Here is a 16,456-nt window from a genome sequence, read left to right as displayed (position 1 = left end):
CTCCAAAAGCAGACACTAAACTGATATTCTTTAAAGAAAACTACAAAAGGAGGTGAGCCATGCTTAGACACCTTATCAGAGCAAAGAAGCGCATGCTTCTTAAGAAGGCTATATTTTTGGGCTTTGCTGTTGGGCTGCCAATGGTAGCTCTAAGCTACGGTGTGGTGCACGCTGGTATGCACCAAAAGAAGGCCCAAGCCAACATAGTTGAAACTGCAAAACAGGCAGGTCAGTTCAACACCCTTCTCACAGCTCTCAAGGAAGCTGGCTTAGAAGAGACCTTAGCCACCAAGTGTTGCTTTACAGTCTTTGCCCCCACCGACGAAGCTTTCGCAAAGATCCCAAAGAAAGACCTCGATGCTCTGCTAAAGGACAAGGAAGCCCTCAAAAAAGTGCTTCTTTATCACGTAGTGGAAGGTAAGGTGTATTCAAAACAGCTAAAGGAAGGAGATGTTAAAACTCTACAAGGACAGAACGCAAAGGTAACTCTTAAGGGCGGACCAAAGATAAACGACGCTAACATAGTAAAAACGGACATAGAAGCATCCAACGGCGTGATCCACGTAATAGACAAGGTCATACTCCCACCCAATTAATAATCCCATGCCCCTCCGGGGGCTTTTTCAGAAAGCAAGATTATAGTTCTTTCTTTTCCTTTGCTGTTCTTATCAGAGAAACAAACAGAGGGTGTGGTTCAAAAGGCTTGCTTTTGAATTCTGGATGAAACTGACAGCCTATATACCAAGGATGGTCCTTTAGCTCTATAACTTCCACGAGCCTACCGTCAGGAGAAAGACCCGAAAATACCATACCTTCCTTTTCAAAGGCTTCTCTGTAAGAGTTGTTAAACTCATACCTGTGTCTGTGTCTTTCATAGATCACTTCTTTTCCGTATATTTCTCTTACCTTTGTGCCTTCCTTTAACACGCACGGATAGGCACCAAGGCGCATAGTTCCACCTAATTCTTCTATATTTTTCTGCTCTTCCATAATGTCAATTACAGGATGTTTGGTGTTTGGATCAAACTCCGTAGAGTTAGCATCTTCTAAGCCCAACACGTTCCTTGCAAACTCCACACACATAAGTTGCATACCAAGGCATATACCCAGCGTGGGCTTTCTGCTCAGCCTTCCGTAGTTCAAAGCTCTTATTTTACCCTCTATCCCCCTTTCCCCAAAGCCACCTGGCACCACCACAGCATCCGCCTCTTCCAAAACTTCTTCCCTAATGTCCTCAGAGTTAACCCAAAGAATATCCACCTTTACACCGTTTGCTATACCTCCATGGATCAGGGCTTCGGTCAGACTTTTGTAAGAGTCTTTTAAGCTTACGTACTTGCCAACTATTGCCACTTTTACCGTTTTTTGAGCGTTCCTTAGCACGTAGGTTATCCTCTCCCACTTACTCTTGGACTCTACGAAGTTTAAACCAAGCCTTCTTGCCAGCCACCGGTCCAGCCCCTGCTTCTTAAAAAGAAGGGGCACTTCGTATATGTAATCCACATCGTGGGCAGATATAACTGCCTCAGGGCTAACATTCGTGTAAAGGGAGAGCTTCCGTCTTAAATCTTCTGGGATCTCATATTCGGATCTGCATATCAAAACGTCTGGCTGAATGCCTATGGCCCTGAGCTCCTTTACCGAATGTTGTGTTGGCTTAGTCTTTAACTCTCCCACGCTTTTTATGTAGGGGACGTAGGTTACATGCACATAAACACAGTTTTCTCTGCCAAGCTCCATACCAAGCTGTCTTATGGCTTCTAAGAAAGGAAGACTTTCTATGTCTCCCACAGTTCCGCCTACTTCAACTATAACCACCTGGTTGTCCTTTTCTACTGCTCTTATGAGCCTCTTTATCTCGTCCGTTACATGTGGTATGACTTGAACAGTAGCCCCCAAATAGTCCCCTTTCCTCTCCCTGTTTATTACATTGAAATAAACTCTACCGGATGTTATGTTGTTATCCCTTCCCATCTTTGCATTGGTGAATCTTTCGTAGTGCCCAAGATCAAGATCTGTTTCTGCACCATCCTCCGTAACGTAAACCTCACCGTGCTGGTATGGGCTCATAGTTCCGGGATCTACGTTTAGGTAAGGGTCCAGCTTCTGAAGGGTCACTTTGTAACCCATCTCCTCCAGAAGGGACGCTATAGCTGCGGAGGAAACCCCTTTTCCCAAAGAAGAAAGAACGCCACCCGTTACAAAAATGTAATTTGCCACAGATAGATTATTTTAACCTACTAAGTACATAGTTTCTGCTTCTACTGCCTTCTTACCATCCTCCAGAATCATGTCCCTGTAGGACTTGCCTGCCGGAACCATGGGCAGGACGTTTTCTTCCCTGTCCACCACAAAATCAAGCACTACCGGCTTGTCCTTTATCTTAAGAGCCTCCTCTATTATCTCCCTTACCTCCTTTGGCTTCTCTGCTCTGAAACCTACTGCTCCACAGGCCTCCGCAAGCTTTACAAAATCGGGCTGTAAACTCAGATCCACCTCTGCGTATCTTTTATCATAGAAAAGCTCCTGCCACTGACGAACCATACCTAAATAAGCATTGTTTATTATGGCTACTTTTACCGGCACCTGATACTGCACTGCAGTTACAAGCTCCTGCATGGTCATCAGAAAAGAACCATCCCCATCTATAGCTATAACTTCTTTGTCAGGTCTTCCTATCTTAGCCCCTATAGCTGCAGGAAATCCAAAGCCCATAGTGCCGAGCCCGCCGGAGTTTATAAATTGTCTTGGAAACTTATACTTATAAAACATCGCCGCCCACATCTGATGCTGACCTACACCCGCAGTAATTATGGCATCTCCTTTTGTTGCCTCCCATATCTGCTCTATTACATACTGGGGCTTTATGACGCTTTCTGAGTTTCTATACCTCAGTGGATAGTTCTTTTTCCACATTTCTATCTGTTCTAACCACGCCTGTCTTTCCTTAGGAAAGAGAAGTTTGACCCCTTCTCGCTTTAGCTCTTCTAAGAGCTTTCTTAAGACTATTTTCACATCCCCCACTATTGGCACATCCACGGTTATGTTTTTGGATATGGATGCAGGATCCACATCTATGTGTATTATTTGAGCCTGAGGTGCAAATTCTTCCACCTTTCCGGTTACCCTGTCGTCAAACCTGGCACCCACAGCTATTAAAAGGTCGCAATTATAAACCGCCATGTTAGCATAATAGGTGCCATGCATGCCTAGCATGTGAAGAGCTAGGGGGTGATCTTCGGGGAAGGCACCCTTACCCATATTGGTGGTAGTCACTGGTATCTTTGTAAGCTCCGCCAGCTCTATAAGCTCTTTTTGAGCTTCGGACTGGACCGTACCACCACCCACGTACAGCACAGGTCTTTTTGCTTCTAAGATAAGTTTTGCTGCCTTTCTTATCTGCTGGGGATTACCTTCTAAGTGAGGCTTGTAGCCAGGCAAAGATTCCCTAACCTGTTCATCGGTAGGTATGGGCACGTCAGACATTTTTTGAGTTATATCCTTTGGTATATCTATAAGCACGGGACCTGGTCTTCCAGTAGATGCTATGTAGAAAGCTTGTCTTATGATAAGCGGGAGGTCTTCTATTTTCTTCACTAAAAAGTTGTGTTTCGTTATCGGCCTTGTTATACCGACTATATCCACTTCCTGAAAGGCATCGTTACCTATAAGATGGGTAGGCACCTGTCCAGTGATGAAGACCACGGGCACGGAGTCCATGTACGCATCTGCTATGGGTGTAACCAAGTTGGTAGCTCCAGGTCCAGAAGTAGCCATAGCCACTCCTACTTTACCCGTAGCTTTTGCATAACCCTCCGCCATATGACCCGCACCCTGCTCGTGTCTTGCCAGTATGTGTTTTATAGACCCGTCTCTATAGAGGGCATCGTATACTTCCATTATGGCTCCACCAGGAATACCAAATATAACTTCCACACCTTCTTTCTTTAGCGTTTCTATAATTATGTCTGCACCTTTTCTTAGCATCAGAATACCTCCTTATTTTTTATGCTCCCAAAACCCACTCCGCCTTTCCATTGGCAAAAACTTCCTTTTTCCAAATAGGTACCCTTTTTTTAACTTCGTCCACCACATACCTACAGGCTGAGAAGGTCTCTTCTCTATGCCCACCGTAGACTACCACCATGAAAGAGGGCTCTCCTACCTTTACCACACCCAGTCTATGATGAACAAAGATCTCTTTAACGGGAAACTTATCAAAAGCCTCCTGCCTTATTTCCTGCATAACCTTTATAGCCATCTCAGGAAACGCCTCATAGTGAAGTTCTTTAACTCCGTTATCTTCCCTGGCTATACCCAAAAACACCACGTTTGCCCCGCAGTCTGCAGGCACATCGTAAGAAGAAAGCACTTTATCCACCCCAAACCATTCCACACCCAAATAGATTCTAGGTATCATGAAAGTAAAATATAAATCTTATTTTCTGTACATGGCAATATTTTTCAAGTGCTCCTCATAGCTGGAACTAAACACATGCCTACCGTTTCCCATAGAAACGAAGTATAAGTAATTGGTTTTTGCCGGATTTAGGGCAGCCTCCAAGGACTTTATTCCTGGGTTGCATATAGGAGATGGTGGCAAACCTTTGTAATAGTACGTATTGTATGGATCCTCCAACTGAAGATGTTTTCTTGTAAGCCACCGATTCCACTCACCCCTTCTTTTTAAAGCGTATATAACCGTTGGGTCTATCTGTAGTGGCATATTTTTCTTCACTCTATTGTGTATAACCGACGATACTAGGGATCTTTCCTCATCCGTTCCTGTTTCCTTTTCTATCATGGATGCAATAATCACCCACTCCTCTAATGTTAGTTTTTTTCCATCAAGCTGGGCTCTCAAGGACTCAGTTCTTCTGAGAAAGTTTCTAAACATGGTATCTATGATTTTTATGGGATGGGTGTTTTTGGAAAAGTAATATGTGTCTGGAAATAAAAAGCCCTCAATGGTGTAAGTTCTTAATCCATACTTTTTTGCCGTATCTGGAGAATTGGCAAGCTTGATAAAGTCTTCCGCTTTGCATATTGAATGTTTTTCCAACGTATTTGCTATATCGTATATATCGTATCCTTCAGGTATGGTTATTTTGTAAAGCTTTTTTTGACCTCTGCTTATTTTCAAATAAACATCCCACGGAAACACCAAACCGCTAAATTCATACTCACCCGCTTCAAGCTTACCTCTTACAAGAACGTGAATGGCCATAAAAGATAAAGGGCTTCTAAGAATACCTTCCTTGTAAAGCAGCGTGCCTACGTCCAGGCTTCTCTTGCCGTAGGATATTTCCACAGTCTTATTCGTTTTAACAGGCAGGAAAGTGTATATTAGAAAAACAAAAATCAAACCCAAAGGTGCAAAAATCTTCAAGTACCTCATGATTTAAGCGTAAATTGATATCAAGCTTCCCGGAGCATTAGCTTTAAACTTTTTCATTATAGCAGTTTGGGCAATACGAATGCATTATTTCATACACTTTCAAGAAACTCCATTAAAATCACATATGCGGAAAGGGAGTCCTTGAGCTCTCTTTTCTTAGTTTCACCTGCGTTTGCCATTAACCTGTAAGCTTCTTCTGTAGTGTAGCGTTCGTCCCAAAATTCAACGGACACTTCCTCTGGTAAGAGTTTTTTGAGCTCCTGAGCAAACTTCCTTACTTCCAGAGCCCTCTGACCTTCTTTACCGCTGGGTGTGAGAGGAAGACCAACAAGGACAACATCTATACTGTGCTGTTTTATTATACTTAGTAAATCTCGAAAAACCCCTTCCCCGTTTTTAAGCGACTTAAGAGGTATGGCTAACTTTAGGCGCGTATCCCCTAAAGCAAGACCTATTTTCTTACTTCCCCAGTCTACGCTTAAGACCTTCAACCGGTCCTGAAACCAACTACCTTGTAGAGTAGACAAAAGCCTGTAATAGCTGTCCCTATTAACACAAGCCCAATTATTCCAAGTATCCACCAGAGACCACCGTTAGTAAAGGCAAGGTAAATAAGTATAAGCCCCAAAACAACTCTTACAGCTCTGTCCCATGTTGCTAAATTCTTCTCCATGACTCTACCTCCTTGTTAAATGTTAAATAGGCACGGGCGGACTCGAACCGCCGACCTCCGCCTTGTAAGGGCGGCGCTCTTCCATCTGAGCTACGCGCCTTCTGCTTTAATATAATAACACAATAAGGAAAAATGGAAGCTATCATAAGGCTGAAAAACATCAAAAAGAGGATAGCTTCTGAAGAGATACTTAAAGGGATTGATTTAGAAATTTCTGAAGGGGAGTTTGTATCTATAGTGGGTGCATCTGGGTCTGGAAAGAGCTCCCTTTTATACATAATGGGACTGTTGGATAAACCTTCTGAAGGGGAAGTTTTTTTTGAACGTAAAAAGATAATTAACCTTCAAGACAAGGAATTAGCATACTTAAGAAATAGGAAAATAGGCTTTGTTTTCCAGTTCCATTATCTTGTGCAGGAGTTGAGTGTGTTAGACAATATAATCCTACCAGCTTTGAAAAGCGGTTTATCACAAACTGAATCAAGAAAGAGGGCTCTGGAGTTGCTGGAAAGATTAGGGCTCAAAGGTAAAGAGAACAGAAAACCTTACCAAATTTCTGGTGGCGAGATGCAAAGGGCGGCTATAGCCAGAGCTCTTATAAACAAACCAAAATTGATTTTGGCAGACGAACCTACGGGAAATTTAGATTCAACCAACACCCAGAAAGTAATGGAAATTTTCAAGGAAATAAACGAGAACGGCACAACAATAGTTATGGTAACTCACGAGTTAGATTTGGCAAAGCAAACTAAACGTATTGTGGAAGTTAGAGACGGGGTTATAGTAAAGCAAGAATTTCTTCAACCTTCCTGATAGGATCTTCAGCCTTTAAAATACTCCTCCCCATTACTATCATATCTGCTCCATTTTTTATAGCTTCTTCAATTCCTACTACCCTCTTTTGGTCATCCTGTGGCTCTCCATAAAGTCTTACTCCCGGAACAACCGCAAAAAAGTTGAATTTGGATTTGAGTAGAGGAAGCTCTTTACCCGAGCACACTAAGCCTTCAATGCCACAACTTAGAGCCAAAGAGGCTAAATTTAGTATGTAATCCTCCTTAGAGATACACACTCCCCACCCCTTCACATGATCTTCTTCTAAGCTGGTAAGCAGGGTCACACCCAAAAGTTTAATACCCTTTGCCACTTTTACCGCCTCTTCCAATGCCTCTTTTCCCGAGGTTATATGAACTGTGAGATAATCAGCTCCCAATTCCGCCGCAGACATAACGCCGTCTTTTATAGTATTTGGTATGTCATTAAGCTTTAGGTCTAAGAAGAGTTCAAAACCTTCTCGTTTTATTAAGTCTGTTATCCTTCTGTGATAAGATATAAAAAGCTTATAACCTACTTTAAAAATGATCGGTTTATTTTTAAGGGCTTTTATAAGCTCAACGGCTCTGTCGTAATCTGTATCTAATGCTATACAAAGTTTTGGCATTGGTTTAATATTATATTTTTTAGGAGGGGTGACCGAGTGGCCGAAGGTGGGTGATTTGAAATCACCTGTGGGTTTACAGCCCACCGGGGGTTCGAATCCCTCCCCCTCCGATATTATAATTTTCCTTGTCTATACCAAAGGAGGAGTTTTAAAGATGACAAAAGAGTATGAGTTAGGTTTAAGTTTGCTGAACAAGATACACGAACACCTAGAGGCTCTAAGTAAAGTAGAAGATAGAAAGCTTGCTAAGGAAACAGTTCAGGTAATTATCAACCCAATAGTAGCAAGTGCTTATCAGATAAAAGTTGGAGAGGGACCAAATAAAGATAAACTGTTAAGTATCCTTTTTCCCTTAATAAGGGAGTTGAGAGAGCTTCAAGATATGGAAAAAGTTAGAGCGTTGGCCTTTGAACTCCTCCAGACATTGAATGGATTGAAGGAAGAAGCTCCTTTAAAAGAAGGAAAAGGATAAGCAATGATTACCGTTCGAACTCTCTTTAGGAAGAAGGAAAATAAGGAAAAAATAACAATGATCTCAACTTACGACTATCTTTCTGCCAAACTTTGCGATCAGGTTGGTATTGATTGTATTTTGGTGGGTGATTCGTTAGGAATGGTTTTTCAAGGAAAAAATTCTACCTTAGAGGTGACCTTAGAAGAGATGATCTATCACACAAAAGCTGTTAGAAGAGGGGTTAAAGAGGCTTTTGTTATAGCCGATATGCCTTTTATGAGTTATCAAGTGAGTTTAGAAAAAGCCCTGGAAAACTGTGGTAAGGTGATTAAGGAAGCTAGGGCAAACGCCGTTAAGTTGGAAGGAGGTGAGGAGATTGCAGACTTGGTTTACAAACTGGTAAGTATAGGCATTCCCGTAGTGGGACATATAGGATTTACTCCTCAAAAGATAAACACCATAGGTGGTTACAGAGTAGTTGGCAGGGAGGAAGAGGGTGAAAGAGTTAAAAAAGATTTTAAAATTTTAGAAGAGGCTGGAGCGTTTATGATTGTGCTTGAGACAGTTCCTTCTTCCCTTGCCAGAGAGATAACAGAAGGTGCTAAGTCTATAACCATAGGAATAGGGGCTGGACCATACTGTGACGGGCAAGTGCTTGTTTTCCACGACCTGGTAGGCTTGGTAGAGGAGATAAAGCCGAAGTTTGTGAGAAGGTATTTAAACGGAGCAGAATTGTTTAGAAAAGCTCTAAGCCAGTTTAAAGAAGACGTAGAAAAAGGGCGCTTCCCCACAGAAGGAGAAAGCTATGGATGAATTTAAACTTCTGGAGTTCTTTAGTAGAATAGGTTACATAACTAAGGAACAGGTTGCAAAAGCCCTGTCTTCTAAAGAAAAGGACGAGGATATCGTAAGCACACTTTTAAGGCTTGGTTTTCTGGATGATAATAAACTTTTGGATTTTTACAAAAGATACGCATCTAACAAGCTATGGAAAGGCAATCCACAGGATGTAAAGCTACCTGCTGAAATACTGAACAAACTGCCTCAGAACATACTAAGAAAACACTTGATAGCTCCTGTTGGTTATGAAGATAACAAGCTTATCGTGGTTATGACAAACCCATTTAATCAATCTGCAATAAATGAGCTCAGGTTTGCTAGTAAGATTGACAACATACTGCCCTATGCAAGTTCAAAAAAGGTTGTAGAGGACATTCTTAATAAGCTATTTCCACCGGAGGGGACAATTCTTGAAGAAATAGGTGAAACAGGTGATATTGAAATAGAAGCAACAGAAGTTGAGCTGTCTCCTGATATTTTAGGGAAAGAAGTATCTGAGGTACCAATTGTAAGGCTGGCTAATTTTATTATAAGGGAAGCGGTGAACGTAGGAGCGTCGGATATACACATAGAACCTCAAGAAAAAAAGTTAATAGTTAGATACAGAGTAGACGGAGTATTAAGAATATTTCACGAATTCCCGGTGCATATAAAAGATGCGGTTGCTGCAAGGTTTAAGATAATGTCAAATATGGATATATCAGAAAAACGCAGACCTCAAGATGGTAGGATAAGGGTAAAGATCAGTGGTAAAAAGATAGACCTCAGGGTCTCCACTGTCCCCACGGTTTATGGTGAAAAGATAGTTATGAGGATTCAAGAGGCAGAAAAGTATCTCAATGTAAAACTGGACGATCTTGGTTTTGAACCTGATGACTTGCAGAAGTTTAGAAAGGCTATATGGACTCCTTGGGGTATGATACTTGTTACTGGTCCTACGGGATCTGGAAAAACCACTACTTTGTATGCCGCACTGATGGAAAGAAACCATCCAGATGTTAACATAATGACCGCAGAGGACCCGGTGGAGGTTTCTATTCCTGGATTAAACCAAGTGCAGATAAACGAAAGAATAGGACTCACTTTTGCCTCGGCGTTAAGAGCTTTTTTAAGACAAGATCCAGACATAATACTAATAGGAGAGATAAGAGACGCTGAAACAGCAGAAATAGGTATAAGGGCATCTCTTACTGGGCATTTAGTATTTTCTACTTTGCATACCAACGATGCATCCTCTTCTATAACTAGACTTATTGATATGGGTATAGAACCCTTTTTAGTGGGTTCTTCTCTAATACTTGTAGTTGCTCAAAGATTGGTAAGAAAACTGTGCCCTAACTGTAAAATCCAAGATGATACTCCGAGGGAAGCATTGTTAAGATTGGGTGTGCTGAAAAGTATGGATGAAAAGATTGCTATCTATAAGGCAAAACCCGGTGGATGTGAGCAATGTAATGGTACAGGCTACAGAGGAAGGATTGCAGTTTTTGAAATTCTAGAAGTGGATGAAGAAATGAGAAAACTTATTGTCAAAGGTGCTACTGCTGAAGATATAAGGGATTTGGCAAAAAAGAAGGGTATGAGGACACTGTATGAAGCCGGGATAGTTAAAGTGCGTAAAGGTATAACGGATATAGCGGAGGTGGAGAGAGTTTTAGCAAAGTGATATACAAAAGGCGCATTCACTTTTACGAAACGGATGCTCAAGGAATAGTCCATCATTCAAACTACCTTAGGCTCTTTGAAGAGGCAAGGGGAGAATTCTTAAGGAACATAGGTGTGCCCTACTCTAAGCTTAGGGAAGAAGGTTATGAGGTTGTCTTGCTGGAAGCATACTGTCAATTTAGAGAACCTATACTTTACGATCAGGAGGTGAATGTGGAGATCAATCTAACAGAAATGAACAGGTATTTTTTCCATTTTAGCTACCAAGTTTGGGTTGAAGGTAGGCTAAAGGCAGCGGGAAAAACCAAACACTGCTTCACCAGAGAAGCAAAAATAGTTTCTATACCGCAAAAGCTTAGAGATTTGCTGGCTTGCAAAACCAACGAAAAAAATTAAAATCATTATCTTGTGATAGTTTTTCTTATTCTACTTCTGGAGGTGCTTTTTATGGCTCAGGCTTTGGCTCTGCAGGATATAGCGAAGTATAAGTTAAGCAACGGGGCTACCTTAGTTGTGAAGAGAAGGGATGATACAGATGCTGTATCTTTGCACGTGTGGTTTAAGGTTGGTTCTATAGAAGAGAATTATCAGCAAAAGGGTATTGCCCATTTTCTTGAGCATATGCTTTTTAATGGTTCTGAAAAGTACGCTTACGGTGAAATAGATAAGATTGTTGAAGGATTGGGTGGGAGAATGAATGCCGGAACTTCTAAAGAATATACTTTCTACTACATAAACATAGCCAAGCCTTACTGGAAGGAGGCTTTGGAGGTTTTATATCAGCTTACACAAAAGCCCAAGCTAGATGAGGATATGATAGAAAAAGAAAAACCTATAGTTATAGAAGAACTAAGAAGAGGAAAGGATGATCCTACAAACGTGCTTTGGGAAGAGTTTGAAAAGCTTGCCTACAAAGCCTCGCCTTACAGGCATCCTATAATAGGCTACGAAGAAACCATAAGTAGATTCAACAGAGAAAGCTTGCTTGAGTTTTTTAGAAATTATTACCAGCCTCAAAACATGGTGATCGTAGTCGTGGGAGATGTGGAACCTCTGGAAGTAAAAGATTATGTTGAACAAATGTTTGGTAAAGAAAGAGGAAGGCCTGTGGCAAGAGCCCAATATGTGCCAGAGCCTGAGCAATTGGAAACAAGGTTTAAGAAAATAGAAGACAAGAGAATTGAAAGATCTTACTGGATAATAGGTTGGAGGGTAATGCCCGTCGGAGTTAAAGAATACTACTCTCTTTTAGTTTTGGACCAGATTTTGAGTGGCGGAAGGACTTCAATTTTATACAGAGAGTTGGTTGAGAAGGGCATTGTCTACTCTATATATGCGGGAGACCTTGCAAGGCCAAGGGACAACCTTTTTGTAATATCAGCCAGCTTTGATCCAAAAAAATATGAGGAAGTAAAAAGAAAAGTTTCTGAAATACTTCAGGCTCTGCCTCAAAGCTTAACTGATGAGGAAGTGCAAAAGGCAAAGCAGAGGATAATAAACTCAGAAACCTTCTCCTTAGAAAGGGTTCAAAGGGAAGCTTACTACATTGGTTATTCCTTGACAGTGGTGGGACTTTTGGACTACTATCTTTACTTTGAAAACAACATAAGGTCCGTTAGGAAAAAGGACGTGGTGGATGTTCTACAAAAATACATACTCAACAAACCATACTCTGAGATACTCATGCTACCACAGAAATGAAGTTGATTTTTATAATTTTTACTCTTTTTAGCTTAGCTTACGGAGGTCAGAACTTGAAAGAGGTTGTTTTGGAAAACGGCGTAAAGCTTATTCTAAAGGAAACGAAGGGTAGAGGGATCATTTCTGGTTATATCTTCGTTAAAGGTGGCACACATGGGGAAGAAAAGAGGGGAACTACAAACCTAATGGCAAGCCTATTGACAAAGGGGACAAAAACCTACAGCTCCTACGAGATTGCCAGCACCTTTGAAGATTGGGGAGGGTTCATAAGTTCTTCTGCTGCCGACGATTATGTGGAGATAAGCTTTGCCACAAGACCTCAAGGGCTTGACCAAGCCCTGAAAGTTATAGAGAGTATGCTCCTTGAACCATCCTTTAAAGAAGAAAACCTTCAGGTGGAAAAAAGGAGGGTACTATCCAACATAAGGTCAAGAAGGGAAGATGGTTTTGAGCTTGCAATGGAGAGGCTAAGGCTTCTGACTTACAGAGGAACAACTTATGAAGTTTCTCCTCTGGGAAAGGAAGAGGATGTGGAGAAAATAAACAGAGATGACCTTCTGAAGAGATGGGAAGAAATGTTAAAAGGTAAAAACATTGTGGTGGCAGTTGTGGGAGATGTGGATTTTTCACAGATGGAAAAGAAATTTTCAGAGGTTTTTTCCCGATTGCCATCTGGGGAATTTAGGGTTAGCATGCAAGAAGTTTCTGTAGATGCTGAGGTTTTACAGAAGGTTCAAAGGAAAAACTCCTCCCAGGCTACTGTTCTTTGTGCCTTTCAAGGAGCCCAGCCAAAGGGTAAAGACTTCTTTGCTATTAGAGTGTTAAACAGCATTTTGGGAGATGGTATGACTTCCAAACTTTTTGATGAACTAAGAGAAAGAAGGGGCTACGCATACGCTACCTACTCTATGTATCCTATAAGACTTTACTCTCCTAGGCTCTTTGCCTACATAGGCACCTCTCCAGAAAAAAGAGAGAATGCAATAAAGGACTTAATACAGATCGTGCAGGATGCAAGCATAACGGAGGAAGAGGCGGCTCTTGCTAAAAGGAAGATAATAGGTGGGTATCTTTTGGATAGACAAACGAGAGGAAGGCAAGCCTTTTACTTAGGCTTTTGGGAAATTATGGGGTTTGGATACAGGATGGAGCAAGATTACGTAAAACACATAGAAGATGTTTCTCTACAAGATGTGCTAAGAGTGAGGGAGGCTCTAAAAAAAGGCTACCACTGTGTGGTGGTGGAGCCATAATGAGACTAATCACATAAAGATAAGGTCTTTAGCATATCTTTAAACCCTATGTTTAAGAGGCATGTGGAGATCTCTTTGGACTTGGCTGATAAGTGTGTTAAATGCGCTCTGTGCAAATCTGTTTGCCCAACCTATCCACACATAGAGGAAGAGGGCGGGTTTGCAAGGGGTAGACTTGTATTGGCGCAGATGTTGCTAAATGGAGAAATACCGGAAACTAAAGAAGCTTACAAACACTTGGACCAGTGCGCCATGTGTAGAAGGTGCGAGTGGATCTGTCCTAACGGCGTGGAATACAAGGAAGTCATCGTCAGTGCTAGAGAAAAACAAAATAGATCCCTTATCAAAGAGGCTGGGCTTAAGGCTTTGGATGTTTTGCAGTCCGATGCAGGAAGGAAAACAGTTAAGCTTTTGGGTAAGGTGATGGATAAATTCTCTTTTAAAGAAATCAAGGTGTTTTTTCCCACAGGGGCGGTCAAGTTTATGCCAAAACCAGACGGAAAGGCTTTTAGTTTAAGGGGTAAAACCTTCAAAGCTGAGCAGGAGAGAGGAAGACTACTGTTCTTTACTGGTTGTATGATAGACGCCTTTTATTCCAAAACAGGGGAAAGCGTAATCAAGCTTATGAACAAAGCAGGTTGGACAGTTATAGTGCCAGAAGATATAAAGTGTTGTGGGGCGCCTCATTATTACTCTGGCAACACGCCTGCCTTTCAAAGGCTTAAAGAACACAATTTAAAAGAGATGGAAAAGTACGAGTTTGATGCTATAGTGGTAGCCTGTCCCACGTGTGGAGGAGCCATGCAGGAAGATTACGGCATAGACAAAAAAGTTTATGACTTTTCTGAAATAGTCTTTGAAACTTCTCTTTCTTTCAAAGGAAAAGGGGAAAAGGTTACCTTTCACGTTCCCTGCCACTCGTACAGCGCAATGAAGGTAAGTGAAAAGGTTTTCTACGGTATTATCCAAAGAGTAGAATCAGACCAGCTGATAAAGGGAGAGAAGGATAAATCCTGCTGTGGCTTTGCGGGACTTTTCTCAATAACAAACCCAGAGCTATCTAAAAGAATACAGAGAGAAAAGATAGAAGACGTCAAAAAGACTGGTGCTGACTTAGTGCTCACCTCTTGCCCTGGGTGCGTTCTTAATCTGAAGGATGGGGTAAAAACTCACAAAACAAATCAAGAAGTTATGCACCTTGCAGATTACTTAGCTGGACGCCTTGAGGAGTGATTATAATCTTTATAACATGAGAGAGCTGGATATTGTTGCCAGAAGCAAGGCTATTGAAATTGTAGGCGAGATACAAAGATGCTCAGAAGGTGAGAACTCAAAGTTTTACTGCCTGCCTGTGAAGATAATCTTTGATAACGGAGAGGAAAGGGAATACTTACTAAAAGCCCACGGAGAGCCAAAGACGCTCCTTGACTTTATAGAAAACAAAAAGGGACTAAAGGATAAGATGGAAAAGTCCTTTGTGCTTCTCAAAAGCGGAGAAATTCTTTACGGAAGCTATCTTTCACAGTAAGGATATCCTTTTCTATCTGCTTTAGCAGTTCTTCCTTTGAGGGAAATTTTCTCTCTTCCCTTATAAAGCTCAGAAATTCCACTTTTATTTTCTTGCCCCTTAAGTTGCCTCTGAAGTCCAAAAGGTGGACCTCAAGCACCTTAGTCCTTCCATCAAAGGTAGGCCTGTAGCCGTAGTTTGCAACGCCTAAGTACTGATCCTCTACCTTGACTGCATACACTCCTTCCTTAAGACACAAATTTTCTGTCCCACCAAGGTTTGCAGTAGGATAGCCCAGCACGCTTCCCCTACCAGAGCCTCTTACTACCTTTCTTCTTATAAAATACCTTTCTCCTAAGTATTCAAAAGCTTCTTCTAACCTCCCACTGTGCAAAAGTCTTCTGATGTAGGTGCTGCTTATGAGGTGTCCGTTTTTGTAGAATGGTTCTGCAGTTTCTACCTCAAAACCCAACCTCTGTCCAAACTCCTTGGCCAACTCCACCTCCCCCTCTTTTTTGTAGCCAAACCTCCAGTCATAACCCACCAGAAGGTACTTACATTTTAACCTCTCGTAGATGATGTTCCTCAAAAAGTCCTCCGCCTTAACCTTAGAAAATTCTTTATCAAAATGTATATAAACCACCACATCTACACCAAGCCTTAGTATTCTCTCTGCCCTTTCCAGAGGATCTGTTAGCTCGCATGGTTGCTGGCTTGGTGACAGAGTCTTTGAAGGATGAGGATAAAAACTCAGAACGCAAGATTTAAGATTCCTTTTTTTTGCATTCTCCACAAGTCTTTCTATTAAATATCTGTGCCCAAGGTGCACACCGTCAAAAACACCTACCGTGATTGCCCAATGGCCATACAACTCATAAACACACTCAAAATCTCTTAAACATTTAGAGTTTATGTTAAGAGAAACTACTTTTTCCATAGCTTGAGCACTTTTTCCCAAAAGCTGACTTCCTGGCTTACTTGCACCTTTTCCTCTACCACAAATCTATCAAGGTAATCATCTAAAAGTATAAATCTATCGCAGATCTTTCTTAGAAGATAGGAGCTTGTCCTCTTAAAGGATGCGTTTTCTACCCTTTTGCCTAAGCTTTGGACCTCTTCCACCGTGTAAGAAAAATCGCTATCTCCACTTACCAAAACAACAGTATCGTATGCGTCTTTATAAGCAAGGCTTAGCATGTCGGTAGCTAACATTATATCCACCTCTTTTTCTATAAACTCTCCTCCTGGAAGTCTCTTCAGATTTGCAGTCTTAACTTTTATACCTTGCAGTGATAGTTCTTCTAAAAACCTTCTTTGTCTTAAAAAGCTTTCCCACTCGGGCGTGTGCTTTTTTAAATCTTTCTCCTGCGGTATTGCTCCATAAAAATAAGCTCTTACAAGTCTTCTATCCTCTTTTAAGAATTCTATAAGTTTTGTGTAGTCTATTTTTATATTCAGCTGTTTTATGGCGTGGAAAAGATTGGAACCATCTATGAATATAACTAACCTTTCCATACAGAAAGT

At 41.4% G+C, this 16,456-nt stretch carries 19 protein-coding genes and 2 tRNA genes; 11 read left to right on the top strand and 10 right to left on the bottom strand.

Annotated features, from left to right (window positions below):
• Positions 1–59: 59 nt before the first annotated feature.
• Positions 60–596, top strand: coding sequence for a fasciclin domain-containing protein (locus tag V7P40_RS03750; RefSeq protein ID WP_333784634.1), 537 nt, complete (start codon positions 60–62; stop codon positions 594–596).
• A 40-nt stretch (positions 597–636) separates the two neighbouring features.
• On the opposite strand, the gene V7P40_RS03745 is transcribed toward V7P40_RS03750, so the two are convergent.
• The 7 genes from V7P40_RS03745 to V7P40_RS03715 all read right to left on the bottom strand — a co-directional run bounded on the left by V7P40_RS03745 (position 637) and on the right by V7P40_RS03715 (position 6,171).
• Positions 637–2,220: a CTP synthase gene (locus tag V7P40_RS03745; RefSeq protein WP_333784633.1), complete on the bottom strand. Its 1,584-nt coding sequence runs from the start codon at positions 2,218–2,220 to the stop codon at positions 637–639.
• A 12-nt stretch (positions 2,221–2,232) separates the two neighbouring features.
• The gene (gene ilvB / locus V7P40_RS03740; protein ID WP_333784632.1) at positions 2,233–3,987 is read right to left on the bottom strand and encodes a biosynthetic-type acetolactate synthase large subunit; all 1,755 of its coding nucleotides are present in this window, start codon (positions 3,985–3,987) and stop codon (positions 2,233–2,235) included.
• A 19-nt stretch (positions 3,988–4,006) separates the two neighbouring features.
• Positions 4,007–4,420: a molybdenum cofactor biosynthesis protein MoaE gene (locus tag V7P40_RS03735; protein WP_333784631.1), complete on the bottom strand. Its 414-nt coding sequence runs from the start codon at positions 4,418–4,420 to the stop codon at positions 4,007–4,009.
• A gap of 18 nt (positions 4,421–4,438) precedes the next feature.
• Positions 4,439–5,398: an endolytic transglycosylase MltG gene (gene mltG / locus V7P40_RS03730; protein ID WP_333784630.1), complete on the bottom strand. Its 960-nt coding sequence runs from the start codon at positions 5,396–5,398 to the stop codon at positions 4,439–4,441.
• An 89-nt stretch (positions 5,399–5,487) separates the two neighbouring features.
• Positions 5,488–5,889 carry a Holliday junction resolvase RuvX gene (gene ruvX, locus V7P40_RS03725; protein ID WP_333784629.1) on the bottom strand — a complete coding sequence of 134 codons (402 nt, stop codon included), beginning with the start codon at positions 5,887–5,889 and terminating at the stop codon, positions 5,488–5,490.
• Positions 5,886–6,071 carry a DUF2892 domain-containing protein gene (locus V7P40_RS03720; protein WP_333784628.1) on the bottom strand — a complete coding sequence of 62 codons (186 nt, stop codon included), beginning with the start codon at positions 6,069–6,071 and terminating at the stop codon, positions 5,886–5,888. Before V7P40_RS03720 ends, ruvX begins: the two co-directional genes overlap by 4 nt.
• A gap of 27 nt (positions 6,072–6,098) precedes the next feature.
• Positions 6,099–6,171: transfer RNA gene (locus V7P40_RS03715), tRNA-Val, on the bottom strand.
• Between the two features lie 32 nt (positions 6,172–6,203).
• Between V7P40_RS03715 and V7P40_RS03710 the strand changes: the two genes are divergently transcribed.
• Positions 6,204–6,884, top strand: a complete 681-nt coding sequence (locus tag V7P40_RS03710) for an ABC transporter ATP-binding protein (protein WP_333784627.1) — start codon at positions 6,204–6,206, stop codon at positions 6,882–6,884.
• On the opposite strand, the gene pyrF is transcribed toward V7P40_RS03710, so the two are convergent.
• Positions 6,850–7,512: an orotidine-5'-phosphate decarboxylase gene (gene pyrF / locus V7P40_RS03705; protein ID WP_333784626.1), complete on the bottom strand. Its 663-nt coding sequence runs from the start codon at positions 7,510–7,512 to the stop codon at positions 6,850–6,852. The two genes, V7P40_RS03710 and pyrF, sit on opposite strands and share 35 nt — an antisense overlap.
• A gap of 22 nt (positions 7,513–7,534) precedes the next feature.
• On the opposite strand from pyrF, the gene V7P40_RS03700 reads away from it, so the two are divergent.
• From V7P40_RS03700 to V7P40_RS03660, 9 genes are all read left to right on the top strand, one after another.
• A tRNA-Ser gene (locus V7P40_RS03700) sits at positions 7,535–7,622 on the top strand.
• A 44-nt stretch (positions 7,623–7,666) separates the two neighbouring features.
• Positions 7,667–7,984, top strand: coding sequence for a hypothetical protein (locus tag V7P40_RS03695; protein ID WP_333784625.1), 318 nt, complete (start codon positions 7,667–7,669; stop codon positions 7,982–7,984).
• A gap of 3 nt (positions 7,985–7,987) precedes the next feature.
• Positions 7,988–8,779, top strand: coding sequence for a 3-methyl-2-oxobutanoate hydroxymethyltransferase (gene panB / locus V7P40_RS03690; RefSeq protein WP_333784624.1), 792 nt, complete (start codon positions 7,988–7,990; stop codon positions 8,777–8,779).
• On the top strand, positions 8,772–10,472 hold the full coding sequence (locus V7P40_RS03685; RefSeq protein ID WP_333784623.1) for a GspE/PulE family protein: 1,701 nt from the start codon (positions 8,772–8,774) through the stop codon (positions 10,470–10,472). The genes panB and V7P40_RS03685 overlap by 8 nt, the downstream gene beginning before the upstream one ends.
• On the top strand, positions 10,469–10,867 hold the full coding sequence (locus tag V7P40_RS03680) for a thioesterase family protein (RefSeq protein WP_333784622.1): 399 nt from the start codon (positions 10,469–10,471) through the stop codon (positions 10,865–10,867). The genes V7P40_RS03685 and V7P40_RS03680 overlap by 4 nt, the downstream gene beginning before the upstream one ends.
• A gap of 12 nt (positions 10,868–10,879) precedes the next feature.
• Positions 10,880–12,172 carry a pitrilysin family protein gene (locus V7P40_RS03675; RefSeq protein WP_333784621.1) on the top strand — a complete coding sequence of 431 codons (1,293 nt, stop codon included), beginning with the start codon at positions 10,880–10,882 and terminating at the stop codon, positions 12,170–12,172.
• Complete coding sequence (locus V7P40_RS03670) at positions 12,169–13,425, top strand: pitrilysin family protein (RefSeq protein WP_333784620.1); 1,257 nt, start codon at positions 12,169–12,171, stop codon at positions 13,423–13,425. The genes V7P40_RS03675 and V7P40_RS03670 overlap by 4 nt, the downstream gene beginning before the upstream one ends.
• 48 nt (positions 13,426–13,473) lie before the next feature.
• Positions 13,474–14,658 (top strand): (Fe-S)-binding protein, encoded by a 1,185-nt coding sequence (locus tag V7P40_RS03665; RefSeq protein WP_333784619.1) that lies wholly within the window; start codon positions 13,474–13,476, stop codon positions 14,656–14,658.
• Positions 14,659–14,674: 16 nt separating this feature from the next.
• Complete coding sequence (locus tag V7P40_RS03660; RefSeq protein ID WP_333784618.1) at positions 14,675–14,953, top strand: hypothetical protein; 279 nt, start codon at positions 14,675–14,677, stop codon at positions 14,951–14,953.
• On the opposite strand, the gene V7P40_RS03655 is transcribed toward V7P40_RS03660, so the two are convergent.
• Positions 14,910–15,869 (bottom strand): bifunctional riboflavin kinase/FAD synthetase, encoded by a 960-nt coding sequence (locus V7P40_RS03655; protein ID WP_333784617.1) that lies wholly within the window; start codon positions 15,867–15,869, stop codon positions 14,910–14,912. The genes V7P40_RS03660 and V7P40_RS03655 overlap by 44 nt on opposite strands.
• Positions 15,857–16,447, bottom strand: coding sequence for an NYN domain-containing protein (locus V7P40_RS03650; protein ID WP_333784616.1), 591 nt, complete (start codon positions 16,445–16,447; stop codon positions 15,857–15,859). Before V7P40_RS03650 ends, V7P40_RS03655 begins: the two co-directional genes overlap by 13 nt.
• Positions 16,448–16,456 lie beyond the last annotated feature (9 nt).

This window comes from Thermocrinis sp. (assembly GCF_036781485.1).
GTDB lineage: Bacteria > Aquificota > Aquificia > Aquificales > Aquificaceae > Thermocrinis.
This window is presented reverse-complemented; position numbering and strand designations above follow the sequence as displayed.